This is a genomic window from Burkholderia sp. BCC1644 (genome assembly GCF_902833225.1).
Taxonomy (GTDB): domain Bacteria; phylum Pseudomonadota; class Gammaproteobacteria; order Burkholderiales; family Burkholderiaceae; genus Burkholderia.
The window spans coordinates 129,174-150,426 of sequence record NZ_CADFEI010000003.1 but is presented as its reverse complement, the minus strand read 5'-3'; the positions used below and the strand labels follow the sequence as shown (position 1 = coordinate 150,426).

Here is a 21,253-nt window from a genome sequence, read left to right as displayed (position 1 = left end):
GGCCCCGATCATCCGGGCCGTCTCGCATCCAGCGCGGTTGTCGATCAGCCTGCCGGCGCGACGGATGCGCCCGTGATGCCGTGCCGGCGCAGCGAATCGGCGACGAAACCCGACGCCTTCATTTCCTCGACGAATTCGTTCAACACCGCTGCGGCTGCTTCGCCGCGGCTCTTCGGCACGCCCATTGCCTGCCGGATCACCATGAAGCGCTCGTCGAGCAGGCGCAGGCCGGTCGTTTTCGCGGCGTCGGCTTCGAGCTGCTGCTTCACGCCGGCGGCGACCTCCAGTGACTGTTCGAGAAACGTCGGCACGACGGCCGGCGACGTCGGCGCGCGCACGATCTGCGCGGCTTTCAGTTCGCGGGTGAGGAACAGGTCGTACGCGCTGCCCTTGCCGACGACCACGCGGTTGTGCGGCTGGTCGACGTCGTCGTTGGTGCGGATCGGCGAAGCGTCGGGCACGAGATAGAAGCCCTCGATCAGTACGTACGGGGCGGTGAACGCGACCGTTTCGCCGCGCAGCGGATCGACCGCGAAGAAACCGAAATCGGCGCGTTCCTCGGTCAGCGCCTGTACCGATTTGCCGGCGGCGTCGAACACCACGAGTTCCAGTTCGGCCGACAGGCGCTCGGCGAATGCGCGCGCGAGGTCGATCGATACGCCGAACGGTTCGCCGGTCGCCGGATCGAGATTAGCGAGGATCGGGTTGCCGAGGTTGATCGACGCGCGGAGCTTGCCGGTGGGGGTGAAGGCGGAGCGGACGGAAGGGGCGATGGGCATGATCAGGCTCGTGGGAGGCTTAGGGTCGGCAGGGCGATCGAGGGCACGCAACGGCGTGGCGATGTCGAGCTTATCACCAGGACGTCGGGGGAAGCGTGTTGCAGGGTGTACCTGTTCAGCCTGCATGGCCCGGATTCAATGGCGCCGAAAGCCGTGGCGCCCGTTTTTCATCCGGGTGAATCTCGCTTGCTTCCGGGCGCCGACTTTTTTAGTATGCAGAATGCTCGACCCGGCCCCTTTCGGCGGTTCAAGCGCGGTCTAAATCCACGAGGACGGACATGCAACAGCGGTCAGCGGCTCCTCTTTACGTCGTGCTGGTCGGCGTCGCCATCGCATGCGTATTGATGGGCTTGTGCACACTCCAGCTGCTACAGAGCCGCGATGACGCGCTCGATCGCGCGCGGGAGACGTCGCGTAACCTCGGCTTGATGGCGGAGCGCGACATCGAGCGCAATTTCGAACTCTACGACCTGTCGTTGCAGGCCGTGATTCAAGGATTGCAGCGCCCGGACGTGATGGCGGCCGCCCCCTCGCTGCGCAACGGCGTGTTGTTCGATCATGCGATGACTGCCGAGTTTCTCGGCTCGATGCTGGTGCTGGATCGTGACGGCAACATCCAGCTGGACTCGGCCAACGATGTACCACGCAAAGGCAATTTTGCGGATCGCAAATACTTTACGATCCACCGCGATAATCCGAATATCGGGCTGTACGTCAGCGATCCGTTCGAGTCGCGATTGCGCCGCGGAATGCCCAGCATTGCGCTGACGCGCCGAATCTCCCGACCGGACGGCTCGTTCGCCGGGGTTGCGTTGATTGCGATCAACCTCGATTACTTCCACAAGCTGTTCGCCGGTCTTGCGCTCGGGCCACATGGCTCGATGTCGCTGATCGGCAAAGACGGCATCATGTTCATGCGACAACCGTTCGACCCGCACATCGTCGGTCGCGACCTCGGCAAGGCCAGCACTTTCAAACGATTCCTTACGGCACCGGAGGGTACGTTTTCGGAAACCGCAACGATTGACGGGGTGCGCCGGCTCTACTATTTCAAGAATCTGCCGAATCTTCCGCTGATCCTCATGGTCGCGGAAGCCGAACAGGATATCTACGCGGCGTGGCGGCATCGTGCGATCACCATCGGGACGCTGGTGGCCGCGTTCGGCGTCGGGTTTGTTGCGCTGGCGGTCGTGCTCAGTGCGCAACTGCGTCGACGCATGCGCGCGGAATCGGAGCTTGTTCTGCTGGCGCGCACCGACGGGTTGACCGGTCTCAACAACCGCCGCACGTTCGGTGAAATCCTCGATCGAGAGTGGCGCCGGGCGTGCAGGTCACGTAGTGTTTTCTCGCTGCTGTTCCTCGATGTCGACCGATTCAAGGCGTACAACGACACTTACGGCCATCAGGCAGGCGACGATGCGCTCGCCGCGGTCGCACGGTGCATCGGCGAGAATATCCGCCGCCCCGGCGACGTCGCCGCGCGATACGGTGGAGAGGAGTTTGTCGTGTTGTTGCCCGATACGCCGGCTGCAGGTGCGGAACTGATCGCGGAAAAAATCCGCACGGCGATCAGCGACCTGGCCATCGAGCATGCATGCAGTGAATTTGGCCGTGTGACTGCGAGCATCGGGCTGGCGAGCTGGACGTCGGAACAGGACGGCGACGCGGGTGGAGCGATCAAGGCCGCGGACGAAGCGCTCTATCGCGCGAAGGCGACCGGCCGGAACAAGATTGCCAAAGTTTAGCGTCCGGCTTGAATGCCGCGAATCTCATGGTGGGCAATGGCGGCCAACGTCGACTGATACGGGACCGTGAAGGCCGATATCGAACGGAGGGCAGCGCAGCTTTGTGCGCCGAGCCTTGTCCGATCATGTGCAGGTAGGGCTGAAGCGTTGGGGGGGCGGTTGCAGGTGCCGTGGTGGGGTGCGTGCCCACGTGACCGGGAAAAGTTGCTTTGGCAGCCCGAGTTTGCCAGCGGTATGGGGCTTGTCTGCTGATGCAAGGCATGAAAAAGGCCCGCTGTTCGCGGGCCCTGTGCAATCAGCAATTGCCTTTCTTCGCCTGTCCGGGCGGGCAGAATCCGTTCCCCGGTCCACCCTGCGGTGCGACGACCACCGGTGCGCCCGGAACGTATGCGACGCACCCGCTGAGCGCGCCGACCAAACTCGCTGCTGCGAGCAATGCGATCACCCCTTTTTTCACTTCGTTCTCCCGTTATTGATGAAAGGGCCCTGCGGCCCTTTCGATGGCGCTGCCGTGCGTCAGAAGGTGAAATTGACGTTCGACTGGCTGGTCGTTGCGTTGACGTTCGCCGATTGGGTCGCCCCCGACGCTGCATCCGCTTCGATCGTATATTGCCCTGCAGCCGCCGGCGCCGCAGCCAGCGCGACCGGCAGCGAGCCAGAGTACGTGCCGACGATCGGTGCGGCCGCGGGTACGTTGAGCGCATAGGCGCCCGTGTCCATGTTCGCGTTGACCGACGTGATCTCGTAGGCGTTCGCGTCGATCGTTTGCAGCGCGCGCACGAACGCGTTCGCGCTGGCCGTTGCCGTACCGCTGACGGTGCTCATCGTCGAGGCCGGCAGCGTGATCGGTGCGGTCGATGCAGACACCGCCGTGGTCGTGTTCACCACAACCGGCACCGAGCGGACGATGCCGGACGCGAAGCTGTTCTGCACGATGACGACGTCGTAGTTGCCTTGTGTCGAGCTCTGAATCAGCGGCGACAACACGAATTTCCCGGAACTGTCCGCAACCGTACCCCTGACGACCTTGCCGCCTTGTTCGGCGTACACGGTCGCGCCGGCTTCGGCGGGGGCGACGTAACCGGAGATCGCGCCGCTCACGACGGTCGGGGTTGCAGTGACGACAGGCTTCAGCGCATACGAGCCGTTGCCGCGCTGGACGATCGACTTGCACGCGTTGAAGTCGAGCACCAGATCGACGAGCGTGTTCGGCTGGACCGTGAACGGCTGGATGATCTTGTAGCCGCTTTGCGTCGCGCTTGGTGTGGCGAGCGCCTGTTCCGTCCCGCCCGTCGGGACGATCGAGTTCGCGAGATTGTTGCCCTGGTTCTGCGCGAGCACGAGACGGACTTGCTGATACTGGCCGGCGGGCAGCGCAGTCTGGCCGAGGTCGGCGAGCACGCCGTTGGTGAGCGACAGCAGGTCGATCTTCTGCGGCGAGGCAAGCGCAATCGTGGACCAGCCCGCGTCGTTGTCGCCTGCATTCGCGTTCGCATTGACGCGAACCTGCGAGACGGTCACGTAGACATGGTCGTATCCGCAGGACGGCGCATCGGTCATCGCAACATGCAGTGTGCCGGTTTGCGGGCTGCTGCCGCCATCGTCGCCACCACCACCGCAACCTGCCAGCAGGAATGGCACGAAGGCGGCGCAAAGGGCGCTCTTGATGATGTTATTCATATGTCCCCCTTGTGGGCATTATTGTGGGTGACGGAAGAATAGCGGGGCCGCAGCTTACTATTTGGGTATCTTTGAAACGAACAGTAACAAACTGTTCGATCGGTAAATCTTTACCGGGATTGATGTCGAATTGGATGGCGTATGTCGGGCAACAGGCGCGATTGCTTCGTGCCAGTGGCACTCGATGCGAGCATCGGTGACGCGTGCCTGATGTGGCACGGCGTAGCTAATGCAGTATCGTTGGAGAGACGTTTGCAGGCGCGGTGGTGGGAGGCTGTAGCCGGGAAAAATGGCCTGTGCGCCGTGAGTTTCCCGGCAGCCTTGGCATAGGCATGGTTACGGCTTGATATCCGAAAGGCGCACTCACTCGACTGCAGATGCACCATGCGTCCGACGTCGCCGAACTGCTCCTGAATCGTTGGACGACGAGCGCCACCAATCTGGCAAGACGGGGGCGCCGGTGCTTACAATCAGAAGAATCAGTATGCCGATTCTGGAAGAAGCCTTGGCCAATCGCCCTGTATCGCCGACCTCGATGTCGGCTCGCGGGCAGCGGCGCCTCGATTACCGTGCAGCAATTGGAGAACCCGATGATCAAAGTCAGTGTCATGTACCCGTACGCCGCAGGCGCACGATTCGATCATGCTTACTACCGCGAGCGACATATGCCGATGGTGAAGCAGCGGCTCGGCGCGGCATGTCTGTACTACACGATTGACAAGGGCGTCGCAGGCGGCGCTCCGGGCACTGATCCTGTCTACGTGGCCAGGTGCGACTTCGTCTGCACTTCCATCGAAGCTTTCCAGGCAGCCCGCGATCCGCATGCGCAGGAGATCATGGCCGACATAGCCAATTACACGGATATACAACCCGTGCTGCAAATCAGTGAGGTGATAGTGGAGCGTTCGGGAGTTTGACCAAGGTTCGGGTATCGCCAGGCACCGCATCCGCGTACGGCATACCCGAGCTTACCAGTGGCGGCTGAGGTGCAAGTGCGAAGCTCGCTGTTCGGCCAGGTGTCGAACATGGCGACCGGGAAGTCATTTGTTGACGCTTTCAGCAATCGCGCGAAACGCCTGTATGTCCTGCTCGGACAAGCGCCTTTTTAAGGGAGCAACCTGCTTTGCTCCAGGGGAGTGTTCGTAAACGTAGCGATAGACAACCCCGCCGCCGCCGCGGGGATCCTGCCAAACCTCGAATGAACCATCCTTGCCATTCGAATATTTCACAGCGAGAGAGACGGATGGTGCCGGTGGCGTTTCCCACAGTCCCCGCCAACCGGTGCGGTGCGCGTCGATCCAGCGCGACAAAACGAGAGTTTCTTCCCGCGTAAAAGGTGCAGGTTTCCCCTGTCGATACCCGGTTGCCGACACGATCGGAGGCGTGTCGATATTCTCAGTGCAACTCGCACTGCCCAGGATCAATGTCGCGGCAATCAGCAGGCGGAGGCAACGCAGCATGCGACTGGGAAAAATTGCTCGGGTTGCCCGAGTTTACCAGCGAGTCGGGCGGGTAAGTGCAAAGCTCGCCTTGCCGCGAAGCACTGTACCAAGAACCTGCTAAGGAACGAAACCGTACCCTCGAGTGACCGATTCCCGAAAGCGCGAATGACGGCTGGCTGCCGAGACGAAGCGGCCATGAAGGGGCATATGCCCCCGTCTGCAAAACTCGCCGTCGGAAGCGCAAGGTCTATGGATGGAAGGTTTCGCCCCGGTTCAGCATGTCGATGAATTCGCCGATTTTACGCGCCCGTGTTTCCGGCTTTTTGGCATTCTGTATCCGAAACAGAATGGCATAACGGTTACGGCTGTTCAGTGTTGCAAAGAACTTCCTGGCTCCTGGATTGGCGTCCAGAGCAACCTGCATGTCGTCCGGCACGGTCGAGTTGCTGGACGACGTATACGCAGCCTTCCAGCGGCCGTCCTTCCTGGCCCTCTCGATTTCACCCATGCCGGACGGGCGCATTCTTCCTGCGGCGATCAGCGCTTCAGCCCTATCTTTGTTGAGTTTGGACCAGATGCTTTTTGCCGTGCGCGGGGTGAAGCGCTGTAACCAGAATGTTTCGCTCTCGGCCCGCTTTTGACCATCGATCCAGCCAAAGCAGAGCGCGCTTTCCAACGCTTGTTCGTAAGTGACGGTTCGCTGTCCTGTGCCTTTTTTCGCCAGACGCAGCCATGCTCCGCTCGAAGTGCTGCCGTTCTCGCCTAACCAGCTTTCCCACTCGGACTGACTGGAAAACGTTAGAGCGCATTCGGTCATGTGGCTATCCTGAATGGTTGAACATGGGCGGGGAGGGTGTCCGCAGTCCGACAGTGTCGATGCGGACACCAGCGTCCGTGGCGCGCTCAATACGCGAGCGCTTTACCCGAGGCATCCTTGATTTTCGTCTTCCACTGCGTGCGGATTTCAGATACGACCGAATCCGGGAGTGTGATGTAGTCGAGGTCCGCGGCAGTCTGGTTGCCTGCGCGGAATGCCCAATCGAAGAACTTCAGCGTTTCCGCGCCCTGTGCCGGTTTCTCCTGCTTCGCGTGCAGCAGCACGAACGTCGCGCCGACAACCGGCCATGCGTCCTTGCCCGGCTGGTTCGTCAGGATCTGGTAGAACGACTTCGACCAGTTCGCGCCGGCAGCAGCGGCCTTGAACGTTTCCGTCTTCGGCTCGACCACCGTGCCCGTCGAGTTCTTCAGGGCCGTGTAGACCATGTTGTTCCGCTTTGCGTATGCCCATTCGACGTAGCCGATCGCACCCGGCAGGCGCTGCACGAAGGCTGCGACGCCGTCGTTGCCCTTGCCGCCCGTGCCCGTCGGCCAGTTGACCGTCGTGCCTTCGCCGATCTTCGACTTCCACTCGCCGTTGACCTTCGACAGGTAGTTCGTCCAGATGAAACTCGTGCCTGAGCCGTCAGCGCGGCGAACCACGGCGATGTCGGTATCCGCCAGCTTGACCTTCGGGTTCAGCGCAGCGATTGCCGGGTCGTTCCACTTCTTGATCTTGCCGAGGTAGATGTCGCCGAGCACCGGGCCCGACAGCGTCAGTTCACCGGCCTTCACGCCGGGAACGTTGACGACCGGCACCACGCCGCCGACCACCGTCGGGAACTGGAACAGGTCTTCCTTCGCGAGATCGTCATCCTTCAGTGGAGCGTCCGATCCGGCAAAATCGACCGTCTTCGCGACGATCTGCTTCAGGCCGCCCGATGAGCCGATGCCCTGGTAGTTGACCTTGCCGCCGCCCGACTTCCGATAGGCATCCGCCCACTTCGTGTAAACCGGTGCGGCGAACGTGCTACCGGCTCCGGTGATGTCGGCAGCATGAGCGGTGATGGCCACGACGGCCAGGGCGCAGGGAACCAGCATCCGGATGTTCATGAAACACCTCCTGTCTGCTTTCGATTGCAATGAGCAACTGCGCGGATGCAGTTGCGGGCATGTCGAACTTCTCCAGAATGACATCCGCCGCAAGTCTGGTCGCGATGTCCCCACCCGGTCAGGGGCGCCAGCAGAGAACGGCAGGTCAGGATCGACCTGAACGATCGGATGGGTCATACCAATGGCGGAATCCGTCAGGACGGACGATAGGTAATCTCGCATCGAATGGTGATGGGAGTATTGCATCCGGATGCGAAAACTCAAGGAGCGCGTCGGCGTTCGATACGCCAATCCTGGCTGGCATCGCTGGAGGCAATGATCGCCGGTGCGCGATCGCCGGCACGTTGGACGGTGTCTTCGGTCGTGAAGATGTGCATTGCCGGACGCGATCGGTTTGAACCCGCAGCCCATGACAACCCACAAGACATGTCCGAGCCGGGTCGGCCCTCGCGATCACGGGCGGGCCAGTTGGGGACTCGCACGTCGCCGGACCGCGCTGCCTGAAGACCAACCGCACGGATAGCTTGACAAGCGGATCGGGTTGGCAACATGATTAACCTATCAGCTAATTAACCAATTGGAAAAGTAATTGGAAGCGGACCATCTCAGCGTCACATTTGCCGCGCTTGCCGATCCGACTCGACGCGCCATCCTCGCGCGACTGGCGCAAGGCGAGGCCACGGTCGGCGATCTCGCCGATCCTTTTGACATGAGTGCGCCGGCCATCAGCAAGCACCTGCGCGTGCTCGCAAAGGCCGGCCTCATCACGCAAGGGCGCGACCGGCAGTTTCGTCCGTGTCGAATCGCGCCCGAGCCGCTCAAGGAGGCTGCCGACTGGGCGCTGCAGTACCGCGCTCTGTGGGAGCAGCGTCTCGACCAGCTCGATAGCTACCTGCAGCAATTGCAACAGCAGCCTGACAAGGACGCCGCCAAAAAGGCCGCGCCGAAAGCCGTGTCCAAAGATTCCTCAACCCGAACCAGGAAGACTCGTCACCATGACTGACAAACTGTCCGCTCCCTTTGTCATCGAGCGCCGCTTCGCCGCGCCGCGCGAACTCGTTTATGCCGCGCTGACGGAGGCTGAGCATTTGAGCAAGTGGATGAGCCCGCCTGGCATGGAAATATCCCATTGCACGGTGGACGCGCGTGTCGGCGGCGTCTTTCACTACGCGATGAAGCCGCAGGGCGCGCCCGACGCGCAGGCAATGTGGGGCAAATGGACGTTTCGCGAGTTGACGCCGCCCGAGCGCATTGTCGTCGTCGTGCAGTTCAGTGATGCCGACGGCGGTGTGACGCGGCATCCGATGGCGGCGCAATGGCCGCTCTATACGCTCTCGACAACCACGCTTGGCGAAATCGAGGGTGGCACGTCGATGCGCCTTGAGTGGCGCGCGCTGGACGCCAGCGAGGCCGAGGAAGCCATCTTCGACGCGTCGCACGCCAGCATGACTCAAGGTTGGGGCGGCACGATGGACGCACTCGACAAGTACCTCGCGCAACAGCAAGCGGGGCACTGAGTCGGGGGATGCGAAACGAGGCGCACTTCGGTGCGCTTTTTTTCATTCGTGGTGACGGAGGATCGTATGTGTTGCCCGGCAACGATCGGTTTTCCCATCCGTAGCCATCGTGCTTGCTGGCACCAGTCGCGTCTGTCCGAATGAACGACCGAGGACTTTCGAGACGGAGCGTGGGCAGCCGATTGCATCGGAGGACCGCTTTGAGTTCGAGGGATGGGTGTAGGTCTTCGTGTAGATCTGTGTGCTTTGCCGTGTCACATAAGGCGACGGTACTGCGGCATCATTGGCGTGATGTTTGCGGGTGCGCCGGTGGGTTGGGCGCCATGTGGTCGATAAAGGCTGATTTGGCTGGCGATCGAGGACAGATGCGACATGAAATACTTGCGCGATTTGGCAGAAAAATACGAAATCGAAGTAGCGCAGCTGGATCGACTCTTGATCGCCACCACGGCGACACCATGCAATATCGACGTTGACGTGGGTTTTGGTCGAAGCGATCTTAGAAAATCGATATTTTTTCCCCACTATGACATCGGCGCAGATGTTTATGTCTATGGGTTTGGGGCAAAGGAATTTTCGGCTCGCTTGCGGGAAATTGATCGCCTGCCGGAAATGCTAAGGCATCTCTTTTCGGAATACGCATTTGCCGTAGAGTGGGATGGAAAAAATCTGACTGCAAACATCAATATGTACTATTACGACCCGTATAAAGATGGGTTGCAGGTCGAAATGTTTTTTTCGGAGCTGCGGGACGTTTCAAGATATCTTCAATCTGCCGCATCATCAGTCCACTTCGAGCCTCAGAATGTCCAATGCAAAATCGGACCTCGGTGGGTTAGAAGGGCAACCAACGTGGCCGCATTTTTTCTTCCCTTCCTGCTCTTTTTTTTGGTGATGATATTCGTTCTCATCGATTTGAAGAAGCGGTAACCATTTCGTTGTCAGCGTAGCCCGATTGCTTTTCGCGGACGAAAACGCCCCCTCTCGCTCTCGTGCATGCCATCAAGCGGAAAACGCACGTTACGACACTTCACGATTCGTCACGTGCTCGAGCAAATGCGCAACAAAGCGGGTGAGCTTGGGCAGCGGGCGCCGGTCGTGTCGATACACGATATGCACGGGGTGCGGCTTCGGCGAATAGTCTTGCAGCACTTGCACCAACGCACCGCTTGCCAGATCGGGGCTCACCAGGACTTCCGGTTGCAACAACAATCCGGCACCTGCGATTGCGGCCATCCGTAGGCCGTTGCCGTCGTTGCATGTGAACACCGATTCCGTCGAGAAGTGCGGGCTTTCATCGTCCCCGAGCTTCCAGCCGTTACGGCTGTTCCACACCGTGTGAGACAGGCAATGATGCGCACCGAGATCCTGCGGTGTCTCCGGGCGCCCGTACTGGGCGAGATAGCCCGGCGATGCACAGATCACCATGCGATACAGCGTCAACGGCTTTGCAACGAGATCGGCATCGCCCAGGTCGCCAATGCGGATCGCCAGATCAAAACCCTCGTCGATCAGGTCGACGTTGCGATTACTCAATTCCAGCTCGACACGCACCTGCGGATACATCTGTCGGAAAGTCGCGGCCAGAGGCGCGATGACGCAAGCGCCAAAGGTGATCGGCGCGCTGATCCGCAACGTTCCGGACGGTGACGCGCGAAGCCGTTCGATCGACGTTTCGGCGATTCGCATGTGTTCGAGCGCACGCTTCGCGTCTTCGTAAAACACACGGCCAGCATCTGTCAGGCTCTGGCGCCGGGTAGTGCGCTCCAGCAGGCGCGCACCGAGACGTTCTTCCAGTTCGCGGACATATTTTCCAACCATGACCGCCGAGATTTCCAGCCGCTCCGCTGCCTCGGTGAAGTTGCCGCCTTCCACAACGGCAACGAAGGTTTCCATGGCGCGCAGTCGGTCCATATTGCGAACTGTAGGTTAGTAGTGTCGGAAATTAGAGCATATTTATTGGTCTGTTGGTTCGTGAAGAATGGCGACATTTCAACCTGAACGCGAAAAGGAGTGTTCGATGAAGATCGTCGTAATCGGTGCCAGCGGGGACGTGGGCCGTTCCGTGGCAGATGAGCTTGCACATGACGGCAAGCACGAAATCATTCGTGTCGGTCGTACCCGCGGTGACCGTCAGGTCGACATCACCCGTGACGACAGTGTGGGTTCGCTATTCGAGCAGATCGGGCGAGTCGACGCCATCGTTGTCGCGGCGGGCAACGTCATTCTGGCACCCATCGACAAGATGACAGCGGCCGATTTCCACCAAGGCCTGCAGGACAAACTACTCGGTCAGGTGCGTGTCGTGCTGGTTGGTCAGCACTTCCTGAGCGACGGCGGCTCGATTACGCTGACGTCCGGCATCGCGGTCGATGATCCGATTGCGCAGGGCGCCCATGCCGCAGCGTCGAATGCCGCGATCGAAGGGTTCGTGCGTGCCGCCGCATGCGATCTTCCGCGCGGCATCCGCATCAATGCAGTGAGTCCGACCGTGCTGACAGAATCCATGGGCCGGTTCGGGCCGTTCTTTCCCGGCTACGAAGGCGTGCCGGCGACACGTGTGGCATTGGCCTATCGACGCAGTGTGGAGGGGGTACATAGCGGCCGCGTCTATCGCGTTGGTCATTGACGTTACGGGCGGCGCGGATCCTGGCACGGCCCGCATGCCGGACACACGCCGGCATGCGCCGGGCCGGTCCCCCGGAAACCGACGCGCGCGCGTCATGGCGCTCGGGTATGCTGCGTCACTATTCGTTGGCCTGGTGAACACATCACACACGGCGATGCATGGTGCGCTCGATACCGCGCTTGCATCGCCCCGTTCGCCGCACGACGCCAATTCCATTTCCGGGAAAAAGGACCCTTCATGGCAGAACTGGACAACGCACTTTACGAGCAGATCGGCGCGCTGAGCGAGGCGGGCGACGCGTTGGCGGAAGACGAGGACTACGAAGGCGCGCTCGCGAAATACTGGGAGGCGTTCGACCTACTCCCCGAACCCAGGACTAACTGGGAAGCCGGCACCTGGCTCATGGCCGCGATCGGCGACGCGAATTTCTTTCAGGAAGACTACGCGGCCGGCAGCGACAATCTCGGCCACGCGATGCATTTCCCCAACGCGATCGGCAACCCGTTCCTGCACCTGCGGCTCGGTCAGTGCCAGTTCGAACTCGGCGCTCTCGACCGCGCGGCGGACGAACTGATGCGAGCCTACATGGGCGGCGGGCCGGAGCTTTTCGAGGACGAGGACGACAAGTACCTGCGATTCCTGGCCACGCGGGCGGACGGGATCCAGGCGCCCTGACGCGCAGGCGTGTTGTCCGGGGCGCTCCAGTCCCAGCCAGTGAACCTGGCCTTCGTTCGGACCGCACAATCCGACATTGACACGCTGGTCGCGTTGCGCGGCAGCGCGTCGAACCGCTTCTACGAACGGCACGGCTTCGTGCGAAGCGACGAAGCGGAATGGGACATCTACTACGTGCGCGAGCCGGGTTCGGCAACCGTGTAGCACTCGCCGGATCTACGCCGGTCGAAACCGGCACGCACGTATTAGCGTTTTCACCAATATGGAAAACGCGAGGCCGGCCGATGTTGCAGAGAGGATGTGAATAATTGATCCGAGGCCAATTATGACGGCATCTGCAACAAACGGCGTGAATGCCGTGCCACCCGAAACTCCGGACGCAACAGCGGCAACCGGCGACGCGGACCGCGCACCGTCGATCCTGCTGGTCGACGACGAGCCGAACGTGCTGTCGGCGCTCAGGCGCGTATTGCGGCCCACCGGCTACGAGATCCTGACCGCCGACAGCGGCGAGGCCGCGCTCGGGATCCTGGCGTCGACGGAGATCGACCTGATCGTGTCCGACATGCGGATGCCGCACATGAGCGGCGCGGAATTTCTCGCGCGCGCTCGGGCGCTGTATCCGGACACGATGCGCATCCTGCTGACCGGTTATGCGGAGATCGCATCGGTCGTGCAGGCCGTCAACGAAGGCGGCGTGTATCGCTATCTGAACAAACCGTGGGACGATCACGACCTGCTGCTGACCATCGAGCAGGCGCTGGAGCAGCGCCGTTTGCGCCGCGAAGCGGCCCGGCTCGCCGCGCTGACGGAAGCGCAGAACGACGCGCTGCGCCTGTTCAACACGGAACTCGAAACGCAGGTGCGCGCGCGTACCGAGGAACTCGGGCAGACGGTGATGTTCCTGGAGGCTGCGCAACGCGACCTGAAACGCAGTTTCACGGCGATGGTGCAGGTCTGCGCAAGCATGATCGAGCTGCGTTGCGGAGCGGCCAGCGGCCACGCGATGCGGGTCGGCGAGATCGCGCGCCGGCTCGCGCTGGCGGCGGAGATGAGCGAGCTGCACGCGCAGGATGTCTATTTCGCGGGGCTGCTGCACGGCATCGGCAAGCTGTCGCTGCCGGACGACTTGCTGCACAAGCCGCTCACGCGGATGACGACGGACGAGCACCGGCTGTTCCACGAACATCCGCTGCGTGCGCAGATGGTGCTGACGCCTGTCGCGCAATTGCACAAGGTTGCGTCGATCGTGCTGCACCAGTATGAGCGCTTCAACGGGCGCGGCACGCCGGACGGACTGATCGGCGACGCGATCCCGCCCGGCTCGCGGATCGTTGCGATCGCACGCGATTTCGAAGGACTGCGCCACGGCGAGATCGGTGCGCCGCATTCGATCGAACAGGCGATCGACGTGTTGCGCTCGCAGGCCGGCGTGCGTTACGACCCGCAGCTCGTCGAGCGCTTCACCGAGCTGATGCGCGATCCCGCGAGTCTCGGCATCGCGGCGTCCGTCGCCGAGATCCGGTCGGCGCAGCTGCGCGAAGGGATGCGGCTCGCCGACGATCTGCGCACGCATCGCGGCGTGCTGCTGATGACGAAGGGCAGCGTGATGTCGGCGCACCAGATCGAACTCGTGCGGCGCTTCGAAACGCGGGAAGGCACACCGTTCGACATCCTCGTGCTGGCCGGTCCGGCGGCGCAGGCGCAGGCGCCCAACGCAGGCGCGCCGCCGGCCTGACGTTGCGTGGTGCGCGATCGACCGCGCACCGCGCAATGCGAAGATGCCTTCACCCTGCTTGGGGCGTCCGATCATGCATGGCACCTACAACGTCACGCTCGTCCTGCTGTCGCTCGCGATCGCGACGCTGGCGTCCTATACGACGCTCGACCTCGCGGCGTTCATTTCGCTGCTCGACAACCCGAAGCTGAAGCGGGCGTGGCTGGGCGGCGGCGCGGCCGCAATGGGCACCGGAATCTGGTCGATGCATTTCGTCGGGATGCTCGCGTTCTCGCTGCCGATCCCGCTCGGTTATGCGTGGCAGGGCACGGGCATCTCGCTGGGAATCGCCGTGCTCGTGTCGTATTTCGCGCTGAACGTCGTCACGCGCGCGCGACTGGGCTGGCGGCGGCTAGGCGCGGGCGGCGTGCTGATGGGCGGCGGCATTGCCGGCATGCATTACACGGGCATGGCCGCGATGCACATGCAGCCGGCCATTCGTTACGATGCCGCGCTGTTTGCCGCATCGATCGGCATCGCGGTGATCGCATCGACGGCTGCGCTATGGATCGCGCAGGCATTGCGCGCGCGGCAGGCACGCCATGCGACCGTGCAACGCGTCGGCGCGGCCGTCATCATGGGCATTGCCATTACCGGCATGCACTACACGGGGATGGCCGCTGCGCATTTCGCGCCGGATGCGCGATGCGGCGCCGCGCAAGGGGTCGACGCACCGTGGCTCGCGACGACCGTCGCGCTGTTTACGATGGCGACGCTGGTCGTCACGCTGATGCTGTGCCGTTTCGATGCGCGCACCACCTTCCTGCGCGGGATGACCGACACGCTCGAACGGCTCGTGCGGTTGCGAACCGACGAACTCGAGCGCGCACTGCGCCGCTACGAGCAGACGACGCAGATGCTGCAACGCACGCGCGAGAACATGGCGGCCGAGATCGACGAACGCAAGGCCGCGCACGCGCTGCTCGAACAGGAAAAGGACGAACAGCGGCGCCTGCTGCATGCGCTCGCGGAAACGCACGAGCAGTTGCTGCAGTCGGAAAAGCTCGCGTCGATCGGCCAGCTCGCGGCCGGCGTCGCGCACGAGATCAACAATCCGATCGGCTTCGTCAGCGCGAACCTCAATACGTTGAAGACGTGGGTGCGCAGCCTGCTCGACGTGGTCGCCGCGCATGAAGCCGCGCTGCCGCAGCACGACCCGGCCGCCCGCGATGCGCTGGCAGCCGTGCGCCGCGCCGCGGATCTCGACTACGTCCGCGACGAGATCGTGACGCTGATCGACGAATCGATCGACGGCGCGCTGCGCGTGCGGCGCATCGTGCAGGACCTGCGCGATTTCTCGCGTCCGGCCAGCGACGAATGGCGCGTCGTCGATCTGCATGCCGGCTTGGAGAGCACGCTCAACGTCGTCCATAACGAACTCAAGTACAAGGCCGACGTCGTGCGCGACTACGGCGACGTCCCGCACGTCGAATGCCTGCCGTCGCAACTGAACCAGGTATTCATGAACCTGCTGGTCAACGCGGCGCAGGCGATTCCCGAACATGGCGTGATCACGATCCGCACGTCGAGCGACGGCGACCAGGTGTCGATCGCGATCAGCGATACCGGCACGGGCATGGCGCCCGATATCGTGCGGCGGATCTTCGATCCGTTCTTCACGACGAAGCCGGTCGGGCAGGGCACGGGGCTCGGGCTATCGGTATCGCACGGCATCGTCGAACGCCATCGCGGTGCGATCGACGTGACCAGCGAGCCCGGGCGCGGCACGACTTTCCGCGTGCGGCTGCCGGTGCGGCAGGCAGGCGACCACGCGAACGCGGCCGCGCTCACGCAACGCGCATGACGACGTGGCTACCGCCGGTCCAGCAGCGTATCGCTCAACACGCTGAACGCCGCACCGGGCAGTTCGTTCAGGTGTTCGACCACGCTGCTGACCGGATAGAACGACTCGACCGAATCGTCGAGAATCCCGACACCGATCAGCTCGACGCGTTGCTCGCGCAGCGCATCGACGCGTGCGCGCAGGTCGGTGCGCAGGATCGCGGGGTTGCCGTCGCCGGTGGCCGGATAGCCGTCCGACAGCACCATCAGGATCCGCCGGCGCGCACGCTTCGACAGCAGCCGTTCGGCGGCCCAGCTCAATGCCTCGCCGTCGGGATTCTCGTGACCGCATTCGATGCACGCGAGGCCGCTCGGGTTATCGGACTCGAACCGCTTGTAGACGCGCAGATCGAGCCGTTCGACGAACCGGTTGTAGCCGAACGTGCGGTGGCCGTCGTCGATCCAGCGCTGGTAATGCGCACGCATCGCGGCATCCTCGACCGAGCTGTAGCCGAGCACTTCGCACGCGAAGCCGAGCTGCATCAGCGCGTCGCACAGCGCCGCTGCGCAGAGTCTGGCGAGTTCGATTTTCCGGCCGGCCATCGAACCGCTGCAGTCGATCAGCAGGCTGACGGCCGCGTCGCGTCCTGGTGCCGCGCGTTGGGTGCGGAACGGCGTGCGATAGCCGGGGATGGTCGCCAGACGGACGAGTGAGGTCCGGTCGAGCGCGCCGCGCTCCTGTTCGCGCATCCAGCGCGTCTGCTCGTCCACTTTCAACGCACGTTCGAGCCGGAGCTTGAGCGGTTCGGTCTGCGCGCGGGCCGCCGCGCGCAGACGATGCCAGCAGGCCGGTTCACCCTTGCCGGTGAAGTCCGTCACCGTGTCGAACGCGGTCGTCAGCGGAACGGAGAGCAGCGGCCGGTTGTCGGCGGACAGGCGGATCGCGCCGGGCGCGGCATCGCCCGGCGCGGGCGATTCGGTTGACGACGCCGTGTCCGCGATCGCACCGGCGTCGGATTCGGCCGCCACCGGCGCACGCGCGTCGTCCGACGTGCCCTGTCCGTCCGATTCGAATTCGGCGGCGATGGCCGTGCTGTCGATCGTGCCGCCTGGATCGGCCGTGAACATCATGGTGTTCGCCCCGGCCGATGCCAGCGCGCGCACCCGTTCGACGATCCGTTGCGCGGCGCGGATGCTGTCGGCCGTCGAAGTCGCCACACGCGCTTCGTCGACGAGATCGTCGGACGCGGCCAGCGTGGCGTCGAGCGACGGAACGTGTTCCGTGGACGAAGGCGGTTCGCCCCACAGCGCGCGCTCGAAGCGCCACAGCAGCTTGTCGCGCCACGCCATGCGCGGCCAGCGGCGCAGCGTGTCGGCGGCCGACATCGCCCGCATCCGGCCCAGGAACGCGTTCGAGCCGGGATAGATCGCGACGAGACAACCGGCTGCGCGGCGGTCGTCGATCGCTTGCGCAATGGCCCGTACGACCGGCGACACCAGCGCGGCGATGTCATCGATCGCGCCAAAGCGCACCCGTGCCGCATGGAGGTCGACAAGGCCGGTCATTGCATCGTCGTCGATCTCGCCGGCGAGCAGCGTGTCGGGCAACAGCAGCACGTCGCGCTGCACGGCCGGCCCGTGGCGCGCGAACCGCACTTCGATGCCGTGCCGCTGCGTGAGCGTCCGGGCCAGCCGCGTCAGATGCTGCGAGCGCGCGTCGTCGTCCCGGTCCATCGCATCAGGCCTCGACGTCGATGTAGTGGCGGATGATGGTGCGGATCAGGTCGGCGTCTTCCGTGCTGACCTTCGCGTAGATAGTCGGGCCGGCGGCCGATTCGGGGTCGCCCGTGCGCAGCATCAGCTCGGCCCAGTCGAGCAGGCGGCGCGTCGAGAACGCGCTGGCCAGATCCTCGCGGACGAATGCGGCGCGGCAGTCGGCGGCGATCGACGCGAGCGTGCCGGCCATCGCTGCCGACATGGCCGCACCGAAGGTCCGCTGCAGCACGTGCGCCTCGTCGGCCGGCGGCAGGTAGTCGAGGTGGTACACGCGCCAGCGATCGAGGAACGCCTCGTTCATCACGTTGGCGCCCTGGTACAGGTGGCGGAACTGACTCATTGCACCCACCGCGTTGGCGGTCGCGAACAGTCGGAACGACGGATGCGGGACGACGATCTCGTTGCCTTTTTCCTTCAGCAGCAGGCGGCCGCCCGGTTCGAGCACGGCGGTCAGCACCGCGAGGATCGCCGGTTCCGCGAAGTCGATCTCGTCGACGATGAGCCACAGCCCTTCGCGCATCGCGGTCGGCAGCACGCCGTCGACCCAGATCGTCTCGCCGCCCTTGACAGTCCAGAAGCCGACGAAGTCGCCGACCGTCGTCTGCCCGTTCATGTTCGAGCGCAGCACGCCGTGGCCGGCTTGCGCGGCGGCCTGTTCGATGAGGCTCGTCTTGCCGGTGCCGGTATGGCCGATCAGCAGGATGCGGCGGTTCTCGACGATGTCTTCGAGCACGTTCGTCGTGCGTGCGGTGAACAGGTAGGCCGGGTTCGGCAGCGGCACGAGCGGCCCGCCCGGGCCGCGCGGCATCGGCACGCCGCCCACGTGCACCCGATCCGCCGCCTCGCCGGCTGCCGCCGGTCGCAACGCCTGCGCGCGGCGCAGATCGTGCATGAACCCGATGCGATGGGCAGGGGCCGCGCGGTCGCCGGTTTCGCGCTGGACGAAGCCTTCCTGAATCCACTTGTGCAGCTTTGCGTCGAGGTTGTCCGCATCGACGACCGTGTCGACCGATGTGCTGCCGTCGGGCCGGTGATGCTGGATCCGGTACATGTGCGCGCGTTCGGAACGGCTGACGACCCATTGTCCGGCGGACGGGTCGGCCAGTTGCCGATAGACGCCGAGTACCGACGGGGCGGAGGAGGAGGAGGGGGCAGCGGGTGCGATCATGGTGGCAGACGAGATTGGGCGGCCGGCGCTTCATGTCTTCGATGCATCGCGTCGATTGTATAGTTTTGCCGCGCCGGGCGACATGGGCGGGGGAAGCGTCCTGCCTCCATCCCGTATGGAGCCGGCGGCGCGTCGGCGTGCCGGATCGAGCGGACGTCACGGGTCGTGCGCTGCAGCATGGCTGCTCCGCACCCCCGCCATGTCTTGATCAACCGGGTTGAATTTCAGTACCGTTGCAGGCTTGATCGCCTGGTCTCCTTTGCACACCCACGGACGGCCCGGCGTTGCCATCAATCGTGCGCCGGTCGTTGAATCCGGCGAAGGAGTATGGAACGTGAAGGTGACAGGAACGGACGAACGGGTGATACGCCGCGCCAGCGCGCTTGATGTGCCGGCGGTGCTGGGGATCTTCGACGAGGTGATCGCCTGGTTCGTCGCCATCGGCAACGAGGGGCAATGGGGCCGCGAGCCCTGGTCGACGTCGCCAAAGCGGATCGCGCTCGTGACCGAAGCCTGTGCGCTGCCCGACGCGTGGGTGGCGGAGGGGCCGGAGGGCCGCGTTCTGGGCGCGTTGATCCTGGGCGAGTCCATGCCCTACGTGCCTGCCGCCACCGAGCCGGAAATCTACGTGAGAGTGCTGGTTGCGGGGCGTGATGCACAGGCGCGCGGTGTCGGCCGGCGTCTGATGGCCTTCGCGGACGAGCGCGCCCGGGCTGCCGGGGTGGCGCGCCTTCGCGTGGACTGCTACGGCGGCGGGACGGGGGCGCTGGTGCGTTTTTACGAGTCCTGCGGGTATGAGCGGATTTCAACCTTCGACGTGGAGGGGTGGCCGGGGCAATTGCTGGGGCGTCGTTTGTGACGGCGTCTGGCCCGGCTACCAGGGTGACGCAGGATCAGGAAGATGCTCTCGGGAATCGACCAGCGTTCGTTGCCGCGCGGGACGTAGTCGGTGTGGGCGATACGCTTCGGTTGTGGCCATGCTGAATCCATCGTTTTCGACGTGTAGGTCACTATGACAACCGCCAGACGCCTGCTTTGGATCTGCCTTGCGCTCGTGATACCCGGCGTCCACGCTGAACAACTCAGGTCGGACCTCCACGAGTCTGTTTCGACAATCGACGTGACCGTCAAGGATTTGTACGGGACGGAACGAACGGGCAAGGTTGCGATCACCCAATTCTTTCCGGATGGCGATGGGCCATTTCCGATCCTGATTCTCAATCATGGTCGCAGCCCGTCGGATCGCGGCACGCCGCCGCGGTTTCGCTTCACCCGGCAAGCCGCCTATTTCGTGAAACGGGGCTTCGCCGTATTCGAGCCGACGCGCATCGGCTACGGTCAGTTCGGCACGCAATTCGATCCGGAATACAGCGGCAAATGTCGTCAGAAAGACTATGCACCGTTGATCGAGGCGGCGCGCACGGAGGAGCTTGCGGTACTGGACTACTCGAGGCGGCAGCTCCATGTGGATCCGCATCGCATCGTCATTGTCGGGCAATCGGTCGGTGGCTTCGTCACGACGGCCATGGCGGCCGACAATCCGGACGGTGTGGTCGGCGCGATCAACTTCGCTGGCGGTTCCGGCGGCGATCCGGTCGAGCATCCCGGCGTCCCCTGTCAGGGTGAACGGCTGGAAGCCATGTATTCGCGATTCGGAAAAACGGCGCGCGTCCCGATGCTGTGGATCTATACCGAAAACGACCAGTACTTCGCACCGAGGTACAGCAGCGCCTGGCACGATGCATTCGTTCGTGCCGGAGGCTATGCCGACTATCGGCTGCTTCCGGCGTTCGAGAAAAATGGGCATTTGCTGTTTGCGCACGGTATCGACGTTTGGGAGCCCGTGGTATCCGAGTTTCTCGAGCGTCAGGGATTTCCGGTTCGATGAAAGCCATGGCCGATGCGGAGGTTTGGTTCGGTATGGGGCGATTTTTGATGATCTGTTCGGGGTAGGCGTGGTGGCAAGAGGCCGGGTTAGGAGCAGAAACCGGACACAAAGCGCCACTCGAATTTCCATTGCGAACGTCAGCGTGTATGTGCCTAACAGTCCTTCAAGAAACTAGCGAATCGATTCGACGGGACGGCAGCAGGGTCTGCGGTAAACTTCGCCCGACTCTTCATATAAATGGCGCCGAGTTTGGTGCACTCAACCATCGTCGAGGATAGGATCCCGTGGTTGAAAACTCCTAATCACCCGGAAGTGGACCGCTACACCATGAGTTCAGGGTGTCCGTTAGTGTGCGCCGAACGAATAATCTATACATCTCACTCGAAGTGCGCCCATGATCGATCCAGTTCCGGCGCCAGCGCGTCAGGTAAGGTGGTGCCAATTCGTGCCTTCTCGGTGTCGGGCG

General features: G+C 63.2%; 19 protein-coding genes and 1 pseudogene. 12 read left to right on the top strand and 8 right to left on the bottom strand.

Annotated features, from left to right (window positions below; all coding sequences use genetic code 11):
* Positions 1 to 44: 44 nt before the first annotated feature.
* Entirely contained in the window at positions 45 to 779 is a 735-nt protein-coding gene (locus tag HWX87_RS07185; RefSeq protein ID WP_176046478.1) for an ABC transporter substrate-binding protein, read from the bottom strand.
* 278 nt (positions 780 to 1,057) lie between these two features.
* Here HWX87_RS07185 and HWX87_RS07180 point away from each other — a divergent pair, with 278 nt between their 5' ends.
* The gene (locus tag HWX87_RS07180; RefSeq protein ID WP_176046477.1) at positions 1,058 to 2,524 is read left to right on the top strand and encodes a sensor domain-containing diguanylate cyclase; all 1,467 of its coding nucleotides are present in this window, start codon (positions 1,058 to 1,060) and stop codon (positions 2,522 to 2,524) included.
* A 516-nt stretch (positions 2,525 to 3,040) separates the two neighbouring features.
* On the opposite strand, the gene HWX87_RS07175 is transcribed toward HWX87_RS07180, so the two are convergent.
* On the bottom strand, positions 3,041 to 4,204 hold the full coding sequence (locus tag HWX87_RS07175; protein ID WP_176046476.1) for a DUF4382 domain-containing protein: 1,164 nt from the start codon (positions 4,202 to 4,204) through the stop codon (positions 3,041 to 3,043).
* A 590-nt stretch (positions 4,205 to 4,794) separates the two neighbouring features.
* Between HWX87_RS07175 and HWX87_RS07170 the strand changes: the two genes are divergently transcribed.
* Entirely contained in the window at positions 4,795 to 5,121 is a 327-nt protein-coding gene (locus tag HWX87_RS07170; protein WP_176046475.1) for an EthD family reductase, read from the top strand.
* A 123-nt stretch (positions 5,122 to 5,244) separates the two neighbouring features.
* Here HWX87_RS07170 and HWX87_RS07165 read toward each other — a convergent pair whose 3' ends face one another.
* The 3 genes from HWX87_RS07165 to pstS form a co-directional block, all read right to left on the bottom strand.
* Positions 5,245 to 5,664 carry a hypothetical protein gene (locus HWX87_RS07165; protein ID WP_176046474.1) on the bottom strand — a complete coding sequence of 140 codons (420 nt, stop codon included), beginning with the start codon at positions 5,662 to 5,664 and terminating at the stop codon, positions 5,245 to 5,247.
* A 229-nt stretch (positions 5,665 to 5,893) separates the two neighbouring features.
* On the bottom strand, positions 5,894 to 6,463 hold the full coding sequence (locus HWX87_RS07160) for a YdeI/OmpD-associated family protein (RefSeq protein ID WP_176046473.1): 570 nt from the start codon (positions 6,461 to 6,463) through the stop codon (positions 5,894 to 5,896).
* Between the two features lie 86 nt (positions 6,464 to 6,549).
* Positions 6,550 to 7,575 (bottom strand): phosphate ABC transporter substrate-binding protein PstS, encoded by a 1,026-nt coding sequence (gene pstS / locus HWX87_RS07155; protein ID WP_176046472.1) that lies wholly within the window; start codon positions 7,573 to 7,575, stop codon positions 6,550 to 6,552.
* 589 nt (positions 7,576 to 8,164) lie between these two features.
* Here pstS and HWX87_RS07150 point away from each other — a divergent pair.
* The 3 genes from HWX87_RS07150 to HWX87_RS07140 all read left to right on the top strand — a co-directional run bounded on the left by HWX87_RS07150 (position 8,165) and on the right by HWX87_RS07140 (position 10,022).
* Positions 8,165 to 8,578 carry a metalloregulator ArsR/SmtB family transcription factor gene (locus HWX87_RS07150; RefSeq protein WP_176046471.1) on the top strand — a complete coding sequence of 138 codons (414 nt, stop codon included), beginning with the start codon at positions 8,165 to 8,167 and terminating at the stop codon, positions 8,576 to 8,578.
* Positions 8,571 to 9,092 carry an SRPBCC domain-containing protein gene (locus HWX87_RS07145; RefSeq protein ID WP_176046470.1) on the top strand — a complete coding sequence of 174 codons (522 nt, stop codon included), beginning with the start codon at positions 8,571 to 8,573 and terminating at the stop codon, positions 9,090 to 9,092. Before HWX87_RS07150 ends, HWX87_RS07145 begins: the two co-directional genes overlap by 8 nt.
* A gap of 372 nt (positions 9,093 to 9,464) precedes the next feature.
* The gene (locus HWX87_RS07140; protein WP_176046469.1) at positions 9,465 to 10,022 is read left to right on the top strand and encodes a hypothetical protein; all 558 of its coding nucleotides are present in this window, start codon (positions 9,465 to 9,467) and stop codon (positions 10,020 to 10,022) included.
* Between the two features lie 90 nt (positions 10,023 to 10,112).
* Here HWX87_RS07140 and HWX87_RS07135 read toward each other — a convergent pair whose 3' ends face one another.
* Positions 10,113 to 11,006, bottom strand: a complete 894-nt coding sequence (locus HWX87_RS07135; protein WP_176046468.1) for a LysR family transcriptional regulator — start codon at positions 11,004 to 11,006, stop codon at positions 10,113 to 10,115.
* Positions 11,007 to 11,112: 106 nt separating this feature from the next.
* Here HWX87_RS07135 and HWX87_RS07130 point away from each other — a divergent pair, with 106 nt between their 5' ends.
* From HWX87_RS07130 to HWX87_RS07110, 5 genes and pseudogenes are all read left to right on the top strand, one after another.
* On the top strand, positions 11,113 to 11,721 hold the full coding sequence (locus tag HWX87_RS07130; protein ID WP_176046467.1) for a short chain dehydrogenase: 609 nt from the start codon (positions 11,113 to 11,115) through the stop codon (positions 11,719 to 11,721).
* A gap of 237 nt (positions 11,722 to 11,958) precedes the next feature.
* Positions 11,959 to 12,396, top strand: a complete 438-nt coding sequence (locus tag HWX87_RS07125; RefSeq protein ID WP_176046466.1) for a hypothetical protein — start codon at positions 11,959 to 11,961, stop codon at positions 12,394 to 12,396.
* A gap of 84 nt (positions 12,397 to 12,480) precedes the next feature.
* A pseudogene (locus HWX87_RS07120) lies at positions 12,481 to 12,600 on the top strand (GNAT family N-acetyltransferase); the annotation flags it as partial.
* A gap of 121 nt (positions 12,601 to 12,721) precedes the next feature.
* Complete coding sequence (locus HWX87_RS07115) at positions 12,722 to 14,134, top strand: HD domain-containing phosphohydrolase (RefSeq protein WP_176046465.1); 1,413 nt, start codon at positions 12,722 to 12,724, stop codon at positions 14,132 to 14,134.
* Between the two features lie 73 nt (positions 14,135 to 14,207).
* A complete protein-coding gene (locus tag HWX87_RS07110) occupies positions 14,208 to 15,977 on the top strand; it encodes a histidine kinase (RefSeq protein WP_176046464.1) in 1,770 nt (589 codons plus the stop codon).
* An 8-nt stretch (positions 15,978 to 15,985) separates the two neighbouring features.
* Here HWX87_RS07110 and HWX87_RS07105 read toward each other — a convergent pair whose 3' ends face one another.
* Both HWX87_RS07105 and HWX87_RS07100 read right to left on the bottom strand, forming a co-directional pair.
* Entirely contained in the window at positions 15,986 to 17,689 is a 1,704-nt protein-coding gene (locus HWX87_RS07105; protein WP_176046463.1) for a cobalamin biosynthesis protein CobT, read from the bottom strand.
* A 4-nt stretch (positions 17,690 to 17,693) separates the two neighbouring features.
* On the bottom strand, positions 17,694 to 18,899 hold the full coding sequence (locus HWX87_RS07100; RefSeq protein WP_176046462.1) for an AAA family ATPase: 1,206 nt from the start codon (positions 18,897 to 18,899) through the stop codon (positions 17,694 to 17,696).
* Between the two features lie 217 nt (positions 18,900 to 19,116).
* Here HWX87_RS07100 and HWX87_RS07095 point away from each other — a divergent pair, with 217 nt between their 5' ends.
* Complete coding sequence (locus tag HWX87_RS07095; protein ID WP_244137620.1) at positions 19,117 to 19,758, top strand: GNAT family N-acetyltransferase; 642 nt, start codon at positions 19,117 to 19,119, stop codon at positions 19,756 to 19,758.
* A gap of 261 nt (positions 19,759 to 20,019) precedes the next feature.
* Positions 20,020 to 20,787: a prolyl oligopeptidase family serine peptidase gene (locus HWX87_RS07090; protein WP_244137619.1), complete on the top strand. Its 768-nt coding sequence runs from the start codon at positions 20,020 to 20,022 to the stop codon at positions 20,785 to 20,787.
* The last annotated feature ends 466 nt before the right edge of the window (positions 20,788 to 21,253 follow it).

Bases quoted from the DNA above. Each gene is read 5' to 3' on its own strand.
- HWX87_RS07185 (WP_176046478.1), bottom strand. From the start codon at position 779: ATGCCCATCGCCCCTTCCGTCCGCTCCGCCTTCACCCCCACCGGCAAG.
- HWX87_RS07180 (WP_176046477.1), top strand. From the start codon at position 1,058: ATGCAACAGCGGTCAGCGGCTCCTCTTTACGTCGTGCTGGTCGGCGTC.
- HWX87_RS07175 (WP_176046476.1), bottom strand. From the start codon at position 4,204: ATGAATAACATCATCAAGAGCGCCCTTTGCGCCGCCTTCGTGCCATTC.
- HWX87_RS07170 (WP_176046475.1), top strand. From the start codon at position 4,795: ATGATCAAAGTCAGTGTCATGTACCCGTACGCCGCAGGCGCACGATTC.
- HWX87_RS07165 (WP_176046474.1), bottom strand. From the start codon at position 5,664: ATGCTGCGTTGCCTCCGCCTGCTGATTGCCGCGACATTGATCCTGGGC.
- HWX87_RS07160 (WP_176046473.1), bottom strand. From the start codon at position 6,463: ATGACCGAATGCGCTCTAACGTTTTCCAGTCAGTCCGAGTGGGAAAGC.
- pstS (WP_176046472.1), bottom strand. From the start codon at position 7,575: ATGAACATCCGGATGCTGGTTCCCTGCGCCCTGGCCGTCGTGGCCATC.
- HWX87_RS07145 (WP_176046470.1), top strand. From the start codon at position 8,571: ATGACTGACAAACTGTCCGCTCCCTTTGTCATCGAGCGCCGCTTCGCC.
- HWX87_RS07140 (WP_176046469.1), top strand. From the start codon at position 9,465: ATGAAATACTTGCGCGATTTGGCAGAAAAATACGAAATCGAAGTAGCG.
- HWX87_RS07135 (WP_176046468.1), bottom strand. From the start codon at position 11,006: ATGGACCGACTGCGCGCCATGGAAACCTTCGTTGCCGTTGTGGAAGGC.
- HWX87_RS07130 (WP_176046467.1), top strand. From the start codon at position 11,113: ATGAAGATCGTCGTAATCGGTGCCAGCGGGGACGTGGGCCGTTCCGTG.
- HWX87_RS07125 (WP_176046466.1), top strand. From the start codon at position 11,959: ATGGCAGAACTGGACAACGCACTTTACGAGCAGATCGGCGCGCTGAGC.
- HWX87_RS07115 (WP_176046465.1), top strand. From the start codon at position 12,722: ATGACGGCATCTGCAACAAACGGCGTGAATGCCGTGCCACCCGAAACT.
- HWX87_RS07110 (WP_176046464.1), top strand. From the start codon at position 14,208: ATGCATGGCACCTACAACGTCACGCTCGTCCTGCTGTCGCTCGCGATC.
- HWX87_RS07105 (WP_176046463.1), bottom strand. From the start codon at position 17,689: ATGGACCGGGACGACGACGCGCGCTCGCAGCATCTGACGCGGCTGGCC.
- HWX87_RS07100 (WP_176046462.1), bottom strand. From the start codon at position 18,899: ATGATCGCACCCGCTGCCCCCTCCTCCTCCTCCGCCCCGTCGGTACTC.